The sequence below is a fragment of the Agrobacterium sp. 719_389 genome (assembly GCF_900188475.1).
Classification (GTDB): domain Bacteria; phylum Pseudomonadota; class Alphaproteobacteria; order Rhizobiales; family Rhizobiaceae; genus Agrobacterium; species Agrobacterium radiobacter.
Map to the genome: position 1 here is coordinate 192,316 of NZ_FYEM01000004.1, position 17,987 is coordinate 210,302.

The 17,987-nt window shown below is 59.8% G+C and carries 7 protein-coding genes; 1 reads left to right on the forward strand and 6 read right to left on the reverse strand.

Features of this window, described 5'->3' with window-relative positions; all coding sequences use genetic code 11:
* Window positions 1-58 precede the first annotated feature (58 nt).
* From CFB10_RS09805 to CFB10_RS09820, 4 genes are all read right to left on the reverse strand, one after another.
* Window positions 59-1,249, reverse strand: a complete 1,191-nt coding sequence (locus tag CFB10_RS09805) for an MFS transporter (protein ID WP_026363749.1) — start codon at window positions 1,247-1,249, stop codon at window positions 59-61.
* 12 nt (window positions 1,250-1,261) lie between these two features.
* Window positions 1,262-2,062, reverse strand: a complete 801-nt coding sequence (locus CFB10_RS09810) for a DeoR/GlpR family DNA-binding transcription regulator (RefSeq protein WP_020010803.1) — start codon at window positions 2,060-2,062, stop codon at window positions 1,262-1,264.
* 128 nt (window positions 2,063-2,190) lie between these two features.
* Window positions 2,191-5,652 (reverse strand): pyruvate carboxylase, encoded by a 3,462-nt coding sequence (gene pyc, locus CFB10_RS09815; RefSeq protein WP_020010802.1) that lies wholly within the window; start codon window positions 5,650-5,652, stop codon window positions 2,191-2,193.
* 106 nt (window positions 5,653-5,758) lie between these two features.
* Window positions 5,759-6,496: a LuxR family transcriptional regulator gene (locus CFB10_RS09820; protein ID WP_020010801.1), complete on the reverse strand. Its 738-nt coding sequence runs from the start codon at window positions 6,494-6,496 to the stop codon at window positions 5,759-5,761.
* Between the two features lie 337 nt (window positions 6,497-6,833).
* Between CFB10_RS09820 and CFB10_RS09825 the strand changes: the two genes are divergently transcribed.
* Window positions 6,834-8,600: a glucan ABC transporter ATP-binding protein/ permease gene (locus tag CFB10_RS09825; protein ID WP_026363748.1), complete on the forward strand. Its 1,767-nt coding sequence runs from the start codon at window positions 6,834-6,836 to the stop codon at window positions 8,598-8,600.
* Between the two features lie 95 nt (window positions 8,601-8,695).
* Here the strand turns inward: CFB10_RS09825 and CFB10_RS09830 are convergent, their stop codons facing one another.
* Together CFB10_RS09830 and CFB10_RS09835 are read right to left on the reverse strand one after the other, a co-directional pair.
* Window positions 8,696-8,941: a hypothetical protein gene (locus tag CFB10_RS09830; RefSeq protein ID WP_020010799.1), complete on the reverse strand. Its 246-nt coding sequence runs from the start codon at window positions 8,939-8,941 to the stop codon at window positions 8,696-8,698.
* A 385-nt stretch (window positions 8,942-9,326) separates the two neighbouring features.
* Window positions 9,327-17,822, reverse strand: a complete 8,496-nt coding sequence (locus CFB10_RS09835; RefSeq protein ID WP_020010798.1) for a GH36-type glycosyl hydrolase domain-containing protein — start codon at window positions 17,820-17,822, stop codon at window positions 9,327-9,329.
* Between the last annotated feature and the right edge of the window lie 165 nt (window positions 17,823-17,987).

The following is a 17,987-nucleotide window of genomic DNA, read 5'->3' on the forward strand; positions in this document are numbered from 1 at the left end:
CAACACCCAACGCGTTGGAGCTTCTACTTTACCGCAATCATGGCAAAATTCGAGACGCCTATTCCTTGCCCGCACCATCCGCGTGCCGGGCTAGCCGTGAAAGTAGCAAAACCACCACATGCAGCAACGGCAGGAAAAGGAAGACGCTGGCAAGACCGGTATGTTCCGCGATAAAGCCGATGGCCGACGGCGCCACCAGAATGCCGGAATAACCCATGGTGGTGACCACGGAAAGACCAATGCCCGGCGCCAGTCCCGGCATGTTGCCGGCGGCGGAAAAGGCAATCGGCACCATGTTGGAGATACCGATACCGGCAATCGCAAAACCGATAATCGCAATAGTGGAATTTTCCGCCAGACCGGCAATGAGAAGACCGATAATCGACATGGCTGAGCAAAAGCGCAGGGTCGTCACGGCGCCGAAGCGGTCACGCACCAGATCGCCGGCAAAACGCATGACGGCCATGGTCATGGAGAAGGCCGCAAAGGCGAAACCGGATTGGGACACGGAGGCTCCGAGCTCATTGCGCAGATAAAGTGCGCCCCAATCGAGGATCGCGCCTTCCGGAATCATCGAGAACAGCGCCATCAGGCCGATGATCCACGGCAGCGGCGTCAGCGGTAGACCGCCTTTCGGGCGTTCCTCCTCAGGATGCGGACGATCAGCAAGGACGCGCGGCCATGCAATGACCAGCAATACGAACGCGATGACCGTCAGCGCGATGGCATGCCCCTGCACGCCGATTGCGGTGATGAGGTAACCGCCAAGTCCGGCTCCGATCAGGCCTCCGAGGCTCCAGAAGGCATGGCACGACGACATGATGGCGCGGCGCATATCCCGTTCCACCGCCACGGCATTGGCGTTCATGGCGACATCCATCGCCCCCGTCAGCCCGCCGAACAGAAATACCGCGATCACCCCCGCCCACACCGTGCCGGCCCAGGAAATGAAAAGCAGCGTCGGCAAAAATATAGCGGCGGTGACGAGGCTGACCGTACGCGAGCCGAAACGGGCGATCTGCGAACCGGCAATGGGCATGAAAACCAGCGAGCCGATGCCGAAGACCAGAATGATGAGGCCAAGCGCGCTCTCACTGAGGGACAGGCGCGCTGCAAACTCCGGAATCTTGGGCGCCCATGATCCCATCATGAAGCCGTTCATCAAGAACAGCAGGGAAACGCCCAACCTGTGCCGGGTCAGATAGGACGAGCGTACAGCCGTCGGCGAAAATGACGTTGGGCCATTCATCGGCAATATCCTTCAGACTTGACCATGAGAAAATTGAGCGGCGTCATCGTCGCCGCAATGAACCTGTACGCCCTTTGCCGACAGCGCCTCGACCAATGCGCGGTCGGCATCCTGTTCCAGCACGAGGGAAAGAGGCGGGGAAAAATCATGCACGTGAAAAGCAGCCCTATGGCCGAGCTTTTCCGTGGTAATCGCTGCGACGATCCGTTGGCTGGCGCTGCAGGCGAGCCGTTTGAACACCGCATCTTCGAAGACATCCGCTGACAGACCCGCCTCGGCCGCAACGCCGCAGACACCGAGAACGCAAAGATCGGGCCGCATCAGTTCGAGCTGCCGAAGCGCCATGGCGTCGATCGCAGCACCAACGGCCGGATCGACCTTGCCACCGATCAGCACCAGATCGATATCGGCCCGCCCCGTCAGTTCGGCGGCAATGGCCGGCGTATTCGTCACCACTGTCAGGTTGAGACCGGCAGGGATAGCGCGCGCGATAGCGAGATTGGTGGAGCCGGCATCGATGAAGACGACCATGCCCGGTTCAAGCAGCGGGACAGCGGCGCGCGCCAGCATGGCCTTGCGGTCCGCATCCTCGGCAATGCGCGTCTTCAGCGGCACCGTCTTGCTGTCGGAAAGCAGAGCCCCGCCATAAACCCGCAGGCATTCCCCGCGGGCCGCCATCTCACGCAGGTCGCGACGCACCGTGTCTTCGGAAACGCCGAAATTCTGCGCAAGATCCTGCGCCAGCACACGGCCGCTTTGCCGTAGCTGCGCGAGGATAAGCGCCTGCCGCTCGCTGACGAAATGATCACTCATGGAGACTCATGCATAAACAGGAATAAACGTGCACGAACATGCATATTCGAGTTTCAATCGAAGCGCAATAAAAAACGCCCGTCAAAAAGGCGGGCGTTTGGCTGTGTAATCAGAGATTCGAACGGCTTTTATTCGGCGTAGGCGATCAGCAGATCCTTCGCGTCGATCTGGTCGCCAGGGCGCACCAGAACTTCCGCGATCTTGCCGTCGCGTTCGGCGTGAAGCGCGGTTTCCATCTTCATGGCTTCGATGGAGAGCAGCACGTCACCGGCCTTGACCTCCTGACCCTGATTGACGAAGACCCGGCTGATCACGCCCGGCATCGGCGCGCCGATATGGACAGCATTGCCCGGTTCGGCCTTGCGGCGCACGGCGGAGCCTGAAGCACCATGGGCGCGATCCGGCACCTTGATGCGGCGCGGCTGGCCGTTGATCTCGAAGAACACCGTCACCATGCCCTTGTCATCAATGCCGGACGAGGCCTGATTGACGATGACAAGCGTCTTGCCGCGCTCGATATCGGCAAACAGCTCCTCGCCATCCTCCATGCCGTAGAAATAGGCATGGGTGGGCAGCACGGAAACGGGGCCGTATGTCTCGGCGGTGAGCGCAAAATCGGTGAACACCTTCGGATACATCAGATAGGATGCAAATTCGAAGTCGTCGACCTTGCGCTCCAGCTTGGTCTCGATCACCTTCCGCTCCGCATCGAGATCGGCATCCGCCAACAGCGAACCCGGACGAACCGTATAGGGTGCTTCACCCTTCAGCGCCTTTTTCTGCAGGGCTGCGGGCCAGCCGCCTGGCGACTGTCCGAGATCGCCCTTCAGCATCGAAACAACCGATTCCGGGAAAGACACTTCACGATCGGGGTTTTCGACGTCAGCCACCGTCAGATCCTGACTGACCATCATCAGCGCCATGTCACCGACGACCTTGGAGGACGGCGTCACCTTGACGATATCACCAAACATGCGGTTGGCGTCGGCATAGGCCTGCGCCACCTCGTGCCAGCGGCTCTCCAGACCCAGCGACCGCGCCTGTTCCTTGAGATTGGTGAACTGGCCGCCCGGCATCTCGTGCAGATATACTTCCGAAGCCGGCCCCTTGAGATCACTTTCGAAAGCCGCATACTGGTTACGGACGGCCTCCCAATAGAAGGAAATGCGGCGGATCCATTCGGTATCGAGACCCGTATCGCGTTCAGACCCGGCCAGCGCCTCCACGATCGAGCCGAGGCAAGGCTGCGACGTATTGCCGGAAAAGGCGTCCATCGCAGCATCCACGGCGTCGACGCCGGCATCAACGGCTGCAAGAACCGTCGCGGCGGAAATGCCCGAGGTATCGTGGGTGTGAAAATGGATGGGCAGACCCGTTTCTTCGCGCAGCGCCTTGAAGAGAACCTTGGCGGCAGCCGGCTTCAGGAGGCCCGCCATGTCCTTGACGGCAATGATATGCGCGCCGGCCTGCTCCAGTTCCTTTGCAAGATTGGTGTAATATTTCAGGTCGTATTTCGGACGCGCTGAATTCAGAATATCGCCCGTATAGCAGATGGTCGCCTCGCAGAGCTTGTTCTCCTCGGCAATCGCATCCATCGAGACGCGCATATTCTCCACCCAGTTCAGGCAGTCGAAGACGCGGAAAAGATCAACCCCGCCCTTTGCTGCCTGACGGACGAAATATTTCACGACATTATCAGGGTAATTCTTGTATCCGACGCCGTTTGCGCCACGCAGCAGCATCTGCAGCAGCAAATTCGGCGCGCCTTCGCGGATAAGCGCCAGACGCTCCCACGGATCTTCGGTGAGGAAGCGCATGGAAACGTCGAACGTCGCACCACCCCAGCATTCCAGCGATAGAAGCTGCGGCAGCGCCTTGGCGTAAACACTTGCGACATGGGCGATGTCATGGGTGCGAACGCGAGTAGCCAGAAGCGACTGGTGTCCGTCACGCATGGTCGTATCGGTGACCAGCACGCGCTTTTCATTGCGCATCCAGTCCGCAAAGCCCTTGGGGCCAAGCTTGTCCAGCAGCTGCTTTGTGCCATCAGGCGTCGGCGCATCGATGTAAGGTACGATGGGCTTTGCCGCCTTTTCGGAAGGCTTGGCACGACCCTTGGTTTCCGGGTGGCCGTTAACGGTCACGTCGGCGAGATAGGTCAGGAGCTTGGTGGCGCGGTCCTGACGCTTGACCTGTGCGAAGAGCTCCGGCGTCGAATCAATGAAGCGGGTCGTATAGGTATTGTTGCGGAAACTGTCGTGACCGATGATGGCTTCGAGGAAAGTGAGGTTGGTGGCAACGCCGCGGATACGGAATTCGCGCAGCGCGCGGTCCATGCGGTTGATCGCCTCATCCGGTCGCGGCGCCCAGGCCGTCACCTTCACAAGCAGTGGATCGTAATAGCGGGTGATGACGGCGCCAGTATAGGAAGTGCCGCCGTCCAGACGAATGCCGAAGCCCGAAGCGGAACGGTAGGCGGTGATACGGCCATAGTCCGGAATGAAATTATGTTCCGGGTCTTCGGTCGTGATGCGGCACTGTAGCGCGTGGCCATTGAGGCGGATGTCCTCCTGGCGCGGAACGCCGGATTCCGCCGTCCCGATGGCAGCGCCTTCGAGAATATGAATCTGCGCCTTGACGATATCGATACCGGTCACGACTTCGGTGACGGTATGCTCCACCTGAATACGCGGATTGACCTCGATGAAATAAAATTTGCCGGTATCGGCATCCATCAGATATTCAACCGTGCCGGCGCCGATATAATTGGTCGCGGCGGCGATCTTCAGGGAATAGGCGGCCAGTTCCTGGCGCTGCGCTTCAGACAGATAGGGCGCAGGCGCACGCTCGACGACTTTTTGATTGCGCCGCTGGATCGAACAATCACGCTCGAACAGATGCACGACATTGCCATGCGTATCACCGAGAATCTGGCTTTCGACGTGACGCGCACGCTCGACAAGCTTTTCGAGATAGACTTCGTCCTTGCCGAAGGCGGCTTTCGCCTCGCGCTTGGCTTCCGTCACCTCGCGGGCGAGGTCCTCCTTCTTGCGGATGGCGCGCATGCCGCGACCCCCGCCTCCCCAGGAGGCCTTGAGCATCACGGGATAGCCGATTTCTTCGGCCATGCGCTCCACTTCCGCTATATCGTCAGGCAGTGGATTGGTGGCGGGAACAACGGGGACATCAACAGAGATCGCCAGATTGCGGGCGGCGACCTTGTTGCCAAGCTGGCGCATCGTATCCGCCGTCGGTCCGATGAAGGTGATGCCGGCCTTGTTGCAGGCCTCCACGAATTCGGGACTTTCAGACAGGAGACCGTAACCGGGATGGATCGCGTCTGCTCCGGAGAGCTTGGCCACGCGGATAACCTCCTCGATCGAAAGATAGCTCTCGATCGGCCCCATGTCCTTGGCGAGATGCGGCCCTCGGCCAACCTGATAGGATTCGTCCGCCTTGAAGCGGTGCAAAGACAGCTTGTCCTCTTCCGCCCAAATCGCAACGGTTTTAATCCCAAGCTCATTCGCTGCCCGGAAAACGCGGATCGCAATTTCGGAACGGTTGGCAACAAGTATTTTCGATATCTTCAAGACGGTCTCCCCACACGCCAAAACAAAATTTCTGCTGCACTGCGGAATTAAGCAGCAAAACCCGGTCTTGGAAAGGGCAATTCCGGCGAGAACTGTCCTGTTTGCGCTAGCTCAGCAATCCATGACGAAAAGCAAGCGCTACGGTGTGCTGCCGGTTCTTGGCGCTGAAACGGCGCTGGATCCCGTTGATATACCAGTCAACCGTGTGGTTGGAGATCGATAGCTGACGTCCGATTTCCGTTGACGTCATGCCGTCTGCCATCAGCGTCAGCACCTCCATTTCGCGCCTCGTAAGCTCGAGAGCGGAAACGTCAGGGGCATTGCTGAAGCCCTGAGCCTGCCCGGAAAGATCGAGCAGGCGCCAGAACACGGCGCGCGTGGCGGCATCAAGCAGCTCCACCTGCAGGGAGGGCAATTGCCGATCCTGGCCACCAATGAAGACCGCACCGATGAATCCGGCGCGACCGTGCACGGGAAAGGCATAACCGCCCTTGAGACCGTAACGTCCGGCATCGTGGAAAAAGACGCTCGCCCTTTTGCGATGCATCGCACGCGGCAGGCCCTCAAGCGCTTCCTTCCATTGAAACGGCTTGTGCACCATGCCGATCACCTTGCGGACGGGATCAACGAGATTGTATTTCTTGGCCCTGTAGACCTCCAGCCAGCCTTCGGGCAGATGCTGCGCGAGAATGTGTCCACTGGAGGCGATCTCCCCGGTCATTCGCCTGCTGACGAGAAAATATTCGAAACCGTATTCGCGAATGAGCGTTGCAAATTCGGAACGAACGCGGTCGGCGCTTCCCGCCTGGTAACACGCTGAGATGAAGTGAAGAATATCATGCATAAAGACACGGGGTCCGGAGCTTGGCTTGAAGGGAATGACACGAAGGACATGGTCCCGCGATGACGTCATGTTACTCGGGCGCCGGTCGGTAGAGATTGAACATATCGTCGTTAGCAATCCCTGAAACGAAGATGCGAAATCTTGTGACGGCAGGCCCCGGGAAACATCGGGTTTGTTTTTTCGGTTCGCACGGGCGGGCAATCTGTTAAGCCGCCATTCAGACAGAAAGAGCGATAATTACACAAAATTCGCCGTCTCATGCAACCTTGCTAAAGTAGCATGGCGTTGAGGCCGAACAATAAACCGCTTGAAAAGACGCCCGGACTGGATTGAAAATTTGACCTTGTTTCAGGTTTACACACGCGCTCTGCGCTATCTGACCGTTCATAAATGGCGTGTGACGGTTGTCGTCATTGCCAACGTCATTCTTGCAGCGATCACCATCGCCGAACCCGTACTGTTCGGCCGGATCATTGACGCCATCTCTTCCGGTACCAATGTCACGCCCATTCTCATTCTGTGGGCGGGTTTTGGCGTCTTCAACACCGTCGCTTATGTCGCGGTCGCCCGCGAGGCCGACCGGCTGGCCCATGGCCGGCGCGCTTCGCTGCTGACGGAAGCCTTTGGGCGCATCATCTCCATGCCGCTCTCCTGGCACCATCAGCGCGGCACGTCGAACGCCCTGCACACACTCCTGCGCGCCAGCGAAACGCTGTTTGGCCTCTGGCTCGAATTCATGCGCACGCATCTGGCCACTTTCGTCGCGCTGGTGCTGCTTGTGCCGACCGCCATGTCCATGGACATGCGCCTCAGTTTCGTTCTGATTGGCCTCGGTATCGTCTACTGGTTCATCGGCAAGTGGGTGATGGGCCGCACCAAGGATGGCCAGGCTTCGGTAGAGGAGCACTATCACAGCGTTTTTGCCCATGTCAGCGATTCCATCAGCAACGTGTCGGTGCTGCACAGCTACAACCGCATCGAGGCTGAAACGAAGGCGCTGAAATCCTTCACTGAAAAACTCTTGAGCGCACAATATCCGGTGCTTGACTGGTGGGCTTTCGCGAGTGCTCTGAACCGCACGGCCTCCACTGTTTCGATGATGATCATCCTCGTCATCGGTACCGTTCTGGTCAAGAACGGCGAATTGCGCGTCGGCGACGTCATCGCCTTCATCGGTTTTGCCAATCTCCTGATTGGCCGGCTGGATCAGATGCGGCAATTTGTGACGCAAATTTTCGAAGCCCGCGCCAAGCTCGAGGATTTCTTCGTTCTGGAGGATTCCGTCAAGGAACGGGAAGAGCCGGGCGACGCCCGCGAATTGTCGAATGTCTCCGGCACCGTGGAATTCCGCCACATCAATTTCGGTTTCGCCAACACCAAGCAGGGCGTTCATGACGTCTCGTTCACGGCGAAGGCCGGCGAGACCGTTGCGATCGTCGGTCCGACGGGCGCCGGCAAGACAACGCTCATCAACCTTCTGCAGCGCGTCTACGATCCCGATTCAGGCCAGATCCTGATCGATGGCACCGATATTTCGACGGTGACGAAAAATTCGCTCCGCAATTCCATCGCCACAGTATTTCAGGACGCCGGGCTGCTGAACCGCTCCATCCGCGAAAACATCCGCCTCGGCCGTGAATCGGCAACCGATGCGGAAGTGATGGAAGCAGCGGCGGCAGCGGCGGCAACGGATTTCATCGACAGCCGCATCAATGGCTATCTGACCCAGGTCGGTGAACGCGGCAACCGCCTGTCCGGCGGCGAGCGCCAGCGCATCGCCATTGCGCGCGCCATCCTGAAGAACGCTCCCATTCTGGTTCTGGACGAAGCGACCAGTGCGCTGGACGTGGAAACGGAAGCCCGCGTGAAGGCCGCGGTCGACGCGCTGAGAAAGAACCGTACGACCTTCATCATCGCCCACCGCCTTTCCACGGTCCGCGATGCCGATCTCGTCCTCTTCCTCGATCAGGGCCGGATCATCGAAAAGGGTACTTTCGATGAACTGAGCCAGCGCGGCGGACGCTTCACCTCGCTGCTGCGCACCAGCGGCCTGCTGACGGAAGATGAAGGCCAGCAACCCCGGCCAAAGGCCATAGCTTCCTGAGTGTTTGGCTGACAGAATGAAGACAGGGCGGACAGCATGTTGTCCGCCCTTTTTCTTTGCCCGCTTCCCGACGGCGGCGCCAGATCACGGGTCTCCTATCGGAGAATTTCGGTCAAGGAACCTGCCAGCCAAAAATCGATCTGCCCGAATGGGATGACATTTCCCAGAAAGGCAACCATAGCTGCGGCGAGATTAGTCAGGAAAACTCCGAGCACCACGCCAAGCGTTATTCCGACACTCGTCTTCCGTGGGTAGCGCGCCAACCAACACGACAACGCCAGGGAAAGAATGGCGAGCAACACCAACAGCGCAGGTTCTGTGAAAGAGGTGGTGAATTGCAAGGTAACTCCCTTTCCGAGCGACCGGGAATATCGCGAAACACGCGGAGACCAATCAAGATTCCTGCGTGCTATTCCTGAAACCGACCATACACGACGGATTCCTGCCGTTACCTGTTTTTAGTAATTGATCACTCACAACTGCTGCCTGAAAAGATTGACAACCGGTCGGACCGGACAACCAGGCACTGCGCCGTGAAGGCCTTCGCCTGCACGACCTATCTTGGTGCCGCAGGACCTTTCGGCCGATGTCTGCGAAGGAAACCGGGCTTCCAGGCCATGATCCGGCGGATATGCAAAGTCGCAAGCCAAGCTAGCCCACAAAAAATTCAGGCCCCTGCGTCACCACAGGAGCCTGAATTTAAAAGCGAACAGAGACCTGATCGTCTCAGTCGAAGGGGATCACCCTGTCGCCTGCCGACAAAGCCTTGCCATCGACGGATACGGAGACTTCCGCCGCACCAGCCTTGCGGCTGACGACGATGTCCTTTGCCTTCCCGTCGAGCGTGATCTTGACCGAGAAACCGCTCCAGTCCTCTGGCAGCGACGGCGAAATATGCAGCTTGCCGTCGGTGCGCGTGATGCCGAGAATGCCCTCGACAGCGGCACGGTAGAGCCAGCTGGCCGAACCCGTATACCAGCTCCAGCCGCCACGGCCCGCATAAGCACCTTCACCGTAAACATCCGCGGTCACCACATAGGGTTCGACCCGATAGGTTTCTGACGATGCCGCATCGAGCGCGTGATTGACCGGGTTGAGCAGCTTGAAGCATTTCCAGGCCTCCTGCGCCCTACCCTGCTTGGCGAGGGCAAGAACCACCCAGGTTGCGGCATGGGTATATTGCCCGCCGTTTTCACGCACGCCCGGCGGATATCCCTTGATGTAGCCCGGATCATGCGGCGCACGCGAGAAGGGCGGCGTAAACAGCCTGATAATGCCGGTCTGCTCATCGACCAGATGCTCCATGACGGCGTCCATGGCCTGCCGCGACCTGCCCTCTTCGCCTTCGCCGGAGAGAACACTCCAGCTCTGGCCAAGAGAATCGATCCGGCATTCCTCGCTTTCGGCCGAACCGAGCGGCGTGCCGTCATCGAAATAACCGCGCCGGTAATAGCTGCCATCCCAACCGGCCGTTTCCAGCGCATTGCGCAGCCTTTCCCGGTGCGCCGCCCATTTGCCGACGCGGTCGGTATCGCCACGCTTTTCCGCAATCTCGATGAAATCGCGCAACGCCCCGGAAAGGAACCAGCCGAGCCAGACGCTGGTGCCCTTGCCGCCGACACCGACGCGGTTCATGCCGTCGTTCCAATCGCCGCCGAGGATCAGCGGCAGGCCATTTTCGCCGGTGCGATGAATGGCGAGATCAAGCGCCAGCGCCGCATGTTCGTAAAGCGTGGCGGATCTGTCGCTGGTCTCCGGCTGGAAGAAAGCATCATGCTGGCCGGGCATCAATGCCGCCCCCTTCAGGAAGGGGATGCTTTCATCGAGGATCGCGACATCACCCGTGGCCGAGACATATTGGTTGATCGCATATGCGAGCCAGACCACGTCATCCGAGATGGTCGTGCGAACACCGGCGCCCGTCAGAGGCAACCACCAGTGCTGCACATCGCCTTCCGGGAACTGGCGACCGGCTGCTCGCAGGATCTGCTTGCGGGCGAGATCCGGCTGATAGAGCAGGAAGGCCAGCGTATCCTGAAGCTGGTCGCGGAAGCCGAAGGCGCCGCTCGACTGGTAAAAGGCCGTGCGCGCCAGAATACGGCACGCCAGCGCCTGATAGGGCAGCCAGTTGTTGACCATGTGGTTAAAGCCGGCATCGGGCGTGGAAACCTGCAATTGGCCGGTAAAGCCGGTCCAGAATGCCTTGCTCTCGTCCAGCACCGTCTGGAAGTCCGCTTTTCGAACGTCCTTCGCCAGCGTTTCGGCTTCTTCCGCATTGTCGGCATCGCCGAGAATGAAGGTCATGTGCCGTTCTTCGCCGGGCTTCAGATGGATTTCCTGCATCAGCGCAGCGCAGGGATCACCGTCGACCTCGGTGCTGCCGCTGAGTGCGGCACCGGATACTATACCCTGCGGGGCCTGTGCCGAACCGAAGCGGCCGATGAATTCCCGGCGGCTGGTGGTGAAGCCGCTCGCCTCGCTGTCAAGCGTCAGGAACGCCGTGCGGGCGCTATAGTCGATGCTGTAGGGGTTCGACGCGAAGATCGCATTACTGCCGGCATCGTGCCTGCTCAGAATAAACGGCGCGGATTTCTGGGCGTTGTTGCCCAGCACCCATTCTACATAGGCGTAGACCTTCAGGCGGCGGCTTTTCGAACCCTTGTTGCGAACGATGACCTGCGAGAACTTGACCGGTTTTTCGCGATCGACGGTCTGCGTCACTTCGACTTCAAGTGTATCTGCCACGCCTGTCAGCACGGAGTAACCCAGGCCATGGCGCGTTTCGAACATGGCTTCGGGATCGCGCGACAGCGCGGCGCAGGGCGTATAGAGCTTTCCTGTCTCCACATCGGCGACATAGAAGGCCTCACCCGGCCGGTTGACGACCGGATCGTTGCTCCAGGGCGTCAGCTGATAGTCGCGCGAATTGCGGCTCCAGCTGAAACCGGCGCCTTCGGCCGAAATATGGAAGCCGAAACTCTCGTTCGAGATAACGTTTATCCAAGGATGCGGCGTCGACTGGCCGCCATTGAGGCGCACGACATATTCCTGGCCGCTCCTGGCGAAGCCGCCGAAACCGTTCCAGAAATCGAGATCACCCGCATCCTCCACCGGTTCTGCAACAGGGAAGACAGGCACCGGCAGACGGGCCTGCGCAGCATCGCTCGTGCCATCGGGGCCTCGATGGGCCGCAAACAGCGATACCGCACGGTTGATCTGGTCGACGATCTTGCCGTTCCGCACGTGGAGAACGACGCGGGAAGCGGCGAGAAGCGCGCTCCACGTCTCTTCGTCCATCAGGTCGCGGCGCACGGAGAAGACGTGCGGACGACCGCCATCGGCGGGGTTGATGCGGCGCTGCGCCTCAGAAATATGATCCAGCGCATGCTGCATGTCCTGCGCATAGGATGCAGCCCGTTCGTTGACAATGACGAGATCGAAAATCACGCCGCGTGAGCGCAGATATTCATGGGCGCTCAGCGCTTCGCGGGCGATATCCATATCCATATCGTCATTGATGCGCAGACTGAAGATCGGGAAATCGCCCGAAATCGCAAGCGGCCACAGTGCGCGCTGCGAGGCGAGGCCCGTTTTCAGCGTTTCCGAATCCGCACGCAGATGCATGTCCGGGTAGGTCAGATAACGGCCAAGATGCTGGAAGGCCGCCGCCTGCTGCGAGGTGACGCCCACATGGCGCATCTGTACCTGCGTGCGTGTCCAGGCATGCACGAGTTCATGGGCAAACGCGTCCGGATGACGATAACGGTCAATCGCCTTGTCGACTTCCTCACGGCTCGGTGCGGCAATCGTCCAGAAAATCACGCTCACCTTCTTGCCCGCCGGCACGCGCACGGTGCGGCGCAGCGACAGGATCGGATCGAGCGTGAAGCCGTCGGTGCTGGAAAGCGTCGCACCGGCATCGAAAGCCGCCGCTTCACGCAGCGAGCGGCCACGGCCGATGAACTTGGCGCGATCGGTCTCGAATTCTGTCGGGCGCGACGGGCCGGCATTGTCGGCAGCCAGATGCGCGATGACGGTGCCAGGCTCGTTTGGGCTGCGGCGGTTGCGCCAGGCGCGGATGACATCGCCGCGGCGGCCGATCTCGGTCTGCACGAACATGCGCGAGAACAGCGGATGGGCGTTGTCGTCATCTTCAGACGCAATGACCGGCTCCATATAGGAGGTCACTTCGATATAGCGATCCTCGGAACCGACATTGAGCAGGGTGACACGGCGGCCTTCAGCATCGTGCTCGGTGGCGACAATGCATTCGACAACGCTCTGCAAATCCCCGGTGGTCTTGTGGAACTCGGCCTTGTCGTCGGTGAAGACCGTCTTGGTCTTTTCGCCTTCGATGACGCGCGGCTCGGCTGTCGCACTCCACCATTGTCCATTGGTGGTGTCGCGCAGGAAGATGAAGGTGCCCCACCGGTCCTCGGTCGGATCGGCCTTCCAGCGGGAAATCGCCTGGCCGTTCCACTTGGAATAACCTGCACCCGTGGAGGTGAGCATCGTCGAATAATGACCGTTCGACAGGAACACCACTTCGCGGTCGCGCACGGCGGGATCGGCAATGGAGCGCACTTCCGCGCGCAACAGGTCCGCCTGTTCCTTGCCGGGCGTTTCCGGCTCGTATTTCGCACTCATGACCGGCACTTCGCGCGGTGCCTTTTCCTGCAGCAGCAGTTCGGCCGCTTCAATCACCGGATCGGAATGGAAGAGTTCGCGCAGCACGCCATCGAAAGCGACGTTTGCGACGGCCGCAATCGACATGCCGTGGTGGTGGGCATAATAGTTGTAGACCACCGCGCAGACCTTGCCATCAGGCACACGCGTCGGTGTGAAGTCCACCGCATCATGGAAACCGTACTGGCCAAGCGCACCAAGCTTGCGCAGCTTGTCGAGGTTTTCGAGCGCACCATCCGGATCGTACTGGCTGGCGAGGATCGACGCATAAGGCGCGATCACCGCATTCTGGCCAAGGCCGCGCTTGAGGCCAAGCGTCGGCACGCCGAAGTTGGTGTACTGGTAGTTCATGTTGTGATCGCGGGCGTTGAACGCCGCTTCGGAAATGCCCCATGGCGTGCCAAGGCGGCGGCCATGGTTCATCTGCTCCTTGACGATCAGATTATTGGTCTGGTTGAGGATGCCACCCTGACGCTCCTGCATGACGAGCGGCGGCATCAGATATTCGAACATCGAACCCGACCAGGAGACCAGCGCACCCTGCGCGCCGATCGGCACGACCTGACGGCCGAGACGGTACCAGTGCTCGGTCGGCAGATCGCCCTTGGCGATGGCAAACAGGCTGGTCAGGCGGCATTCGGAAGCCAGAAGGTCGTAGCAGGCCTCGTCCAGCTCCTTGCTTTCGACGCGGTAGCCGATCGACAGAAGACGGCGATCCTTGCGGTAAAGGAACGTGAAATCCATCGAGAAGGCGAGGTTACGGCTGCGGTCGCGCAGCGATGCGAGACGCTGGCGCAACGGCTCCATATTGGTGAGGTCGATGGCGCTGTCGGAAATATGCGCTTCACAGCAATCCACCAGCAATTGCGCCCAACGGGTCACTTCCGCGCTCTGCGCAGACTTCACTTCATGATCGACATTGGTCGCGAGTTTCTGGATGTCACGCGCAAGCACCGCGAGATTGATGACGCGGATCGATGCGAATTCATGCTCGCGCTTGACGGACGCCAGAGCGTTCGAGAAGCCGATGATACGCTCTTCGAGGCGGCGATGCAGCGGACGCAGGTTCTTGCGGTCGTCGGGCAGCGCTTTCAGCGTTTCGCGCAGGATGCCGGCGAGATCACCGATACCATCCAGATTGCCCTGAAGATGAGCGGAAGGCGCTTCCGCCCACTGGCGGCAGGCCGACGAAACTGCAATCAGGTGACCGGCAAGATTGCCGCTGTCCACCGCCGAAACATAGCGGGGGCCGAGCGTCTGCAACGTGTCCGTATGGTACCAGTTGTAGAGATGGCCGCGATGCTTCTCCATCTTCTCGACGGTCTGGATCGTGTTTTCGATCCGCTCCAGAGTATCGGCAAAGCTGATCCAGCCGAACTGACGCGCCGAAATGATGGAAAGCAGGTAGACGCCGATATTGGTGGGCGACGTGCGCGAAGCGACGATCGGCTCCGGCGTTTCCTGGAAGTTATCAGGCGGCAGGTGGTTTTCCTGCGGCGTCACGAAGGCTTCGTAATAACGCCATGTGCGGCGCGCGATCTTGCGGAGCTCGAAGGAGACGTGTTCCGAAACGAAAAGCCGGTCTTCGGTTTCAGCCGACTGGCTGACATACCAGGCAACGGCGGGAGACAGAACCCAGAGAAGCGTGAAGGGAATGCCGATCAGGAAGGCGTTGTCGCCCGGCAGCGCCGCAAACAGCAGGCCGAGCATCGCCACCACGGGCGCATGCCACATCTGTCGATAATAATCGACGATGCTGCCCTGCGCGCTCGACTGCATGCTGGCGGCGGTACGCCATTCCAGCATCAGCTTGTGGCTGACAAGCAGACGGTAAAGCGAGCGGGCAATCGCATCCGTCATCATGCAGGCGGCATCGGCGATGAAGACGATGCGCAGCGCCACCTGTGCGTTGGTCGCGCGGATTTCCGACCAGATGGTGTGGAAATGCGCCTGCGGCACGATATCGGTGGAGCGCGGCACGAGGCCGGAGAGCAGGGAAAGCGTGGGGGCTACGAACAGCGAGAAGATCAGCAGGATCTGCCAGATCAGCGCACCGAGGGGGTCCATGAAATACCAGCCGAGGATCGAGGCGAAGAACCAGGCGATCGGCGTCAGCGAGCGACGCAGATTGTCTACCATCTTCCAGCGGCCGATGGCGGTAACGCCACGGGCACGATCAAGGATGAAGGGCAGAAGCTGCCAGTCGCCACGCGCCCAGCGATGCTGGCGCGAGACTTCCACCTCATAGCGGGTCGGGAAATCCTCGACCAGCTCCACGTCGGTCACCAGCGCGCAGCGCGCGAAGGAGCCTTCAAGCAGATCATGACTGAGAATGGAGTTTTCCTCGATCCGGCCCTTCAGCGCCGCCTCGAAGGCATCCACATCGTAAAGCCCCTTGCCGGTGAAGGTGCCTTCGGAGGTCAAGTCCTGATAAACGTCGGAAACGGTGAAGACGTAAGGGTCGATACCGCGGTTGATCGAGAAGACGCGCTGGAAAACGGATGCGTCCTTGCCGGTGGTGAGCGAGGGCGTTACGCGCGGCTGTAGCAGACCGTAGCCTTCGACAACCCGTCCGGACACCGGGTCGATCACCGGACGATTGATCGGGTGGTGCATCTTGCCGACAAGCTTGGTCACCGCATCGCGCATCAGGCGCGTATCGGCATCCAGCGTCATGACGTATTTCACGCCCTCCGGCACGACGTTGGCGCCGCCGAGGAACGTCGTATCCTTGTCGCCGCGCAGCAGCATGTTCAACTCATGCAGCTTGCCGCGCTTACGCTCCCAGCCCATCCAGCAGCCTTCAGCCGAATTGTAGATGCGGCGGCGGTGCAACAGGTAAAAACGCGTCTTGCCGTCAAAGGCATAACGGCTGTTCAGCGCCGCAAGCTCACGCTTGGCATAGTCGAGAATTTCGAGGTCATCGTCGGACTGTTCATACTGCGCATCGCGCCAGTCGCTCACCAGCGAGAAATAGATCTCGCCATGCGGATTGGCGAGATAATGCACCTCGATATTGCGCATCATCTCATCGACACTGTCACGGCTGGTCAGCATGCAGGGCACGGCAACCAGCGTGCGGGCGTCCTGCGGAATGCCGTTCTTGAACTCGTATCCGACCAGCCGGAACGGCTTCACAAAGAAGGTGACGAGCGTGTTGAAGAGGCCGGTCGCGCCCTCGGATGCCGGCAATGCGAACATCAGCAGGAAGGCGGTCACCACATACCAGGGCATGCCCGCCTGCGCCAGGAACCAGCCAACGGCGAGCATGGCGAGCGCGGTGATTAGAAACACCGGCGCCGCAATCGCAAGCCAGTTGAACTTGCGCATCGCCCGGACGATACGCTGCGACACCAAAGGCCGGTAACCCAGCGCCTTCTCAAGTTCGAAACGACGCTGGCCCACGAGCACGGAGCCGACATTGACGGGATGTGTCTCGTCCGCCTCCACAGGCGTATCAGCGCGCGCCATTTCGACAGCGGCACGCGCAACCTCAACTTCAGTCTTGGGAGAACGGCGCGCCAGAAGTTCGATAGTATTGCGGTAGGTGTTTCGCGAACCGAAATCGAGCGTTTCGTAATCGGTCTCTTCGCGCAGAACCTTGTCGATGTGGCTGACTTCCTCGAACCACACCGACCATTCGGTATCGTCGATTTCGCGCAGGCTCTTGACGATGTTGCCCATCGTCACGTTGCCGGATGCAAGACGGTTATGTTCCGACATCATGACGTTTTCGGCGTCCGTGCCGGCAGCATGCAGGCGCTCTTCGAGCCATGCTACCGCAAAACCCGATGTCTGGGAGCCGTTGCGGAGACGATAAAGGAATTGCGTTGCGAAAGTTGGGTCGTCGACCAGCGTATCGACCTGCTTCAAAAGGGCCGCGGAGGCTTCCGCATCGTTGAGACGAATGATCTCGTCAACGACCTCGTTCGCCTTCTGGCGCATGCGGCGCGAACGTTCCACGCGGATGGAGATCCGGCGAAGATTTTCGATGAGGACAAAACGGATGATCGACGGCAGCGCCCACAATTCGCCGATCTGCAGCGTCTTCGAGGTCTGGTAGCCATCCACCAGCGCCGTCATGTTCTCGCGCGAAACCGTGCTGTGGGTGTGGGCGACATACAGCCAGCCGAGCGCCATGACCCGCGGGATAGTCACCCCGCCCACCGTCATCGTCGGCAGCTGGCGATAGAACTTGCGCGGAAAATCGCGACGGACTTCCTGGATCGCCTCTTCGATGACGTAGTGATTGTCGAGCAACCATTCCGCCGCCGGCGTTATCGTCGCACCATTTTCCGCGTCGACCGCCGTTGTGCGGTAGACCCGCAGAATTTCTTTCTCGTTCTCGCGATGACGCTCGAAGAAATCGAACTCCATGAAGCCGGGAAGGCTGTCGGCGCCGTCGCGCGAAAGCGCGGCGCCCGCATCATGCAGTTCCTCGACCGTCATATAGGACGCGCGGATCGAATCGTTGTGATCGATCTGCTTCGTCTCGGAATCACGGGCGGCGGCGGTCGGGGTAATATGAAATGACATCGGGCTCGTATTCTGAACTTTAGGGAAACTTGTTCGACTTGACCGGCATTTCGTCCATGGCGGGAACACACACGAAAATCAGGCCACGCTATATTTATGACTTATCCTGAACCTTCGGTGAACCGGACCGGACGCTGTGCGGAACGGCTCATCAAGCGTAGGATA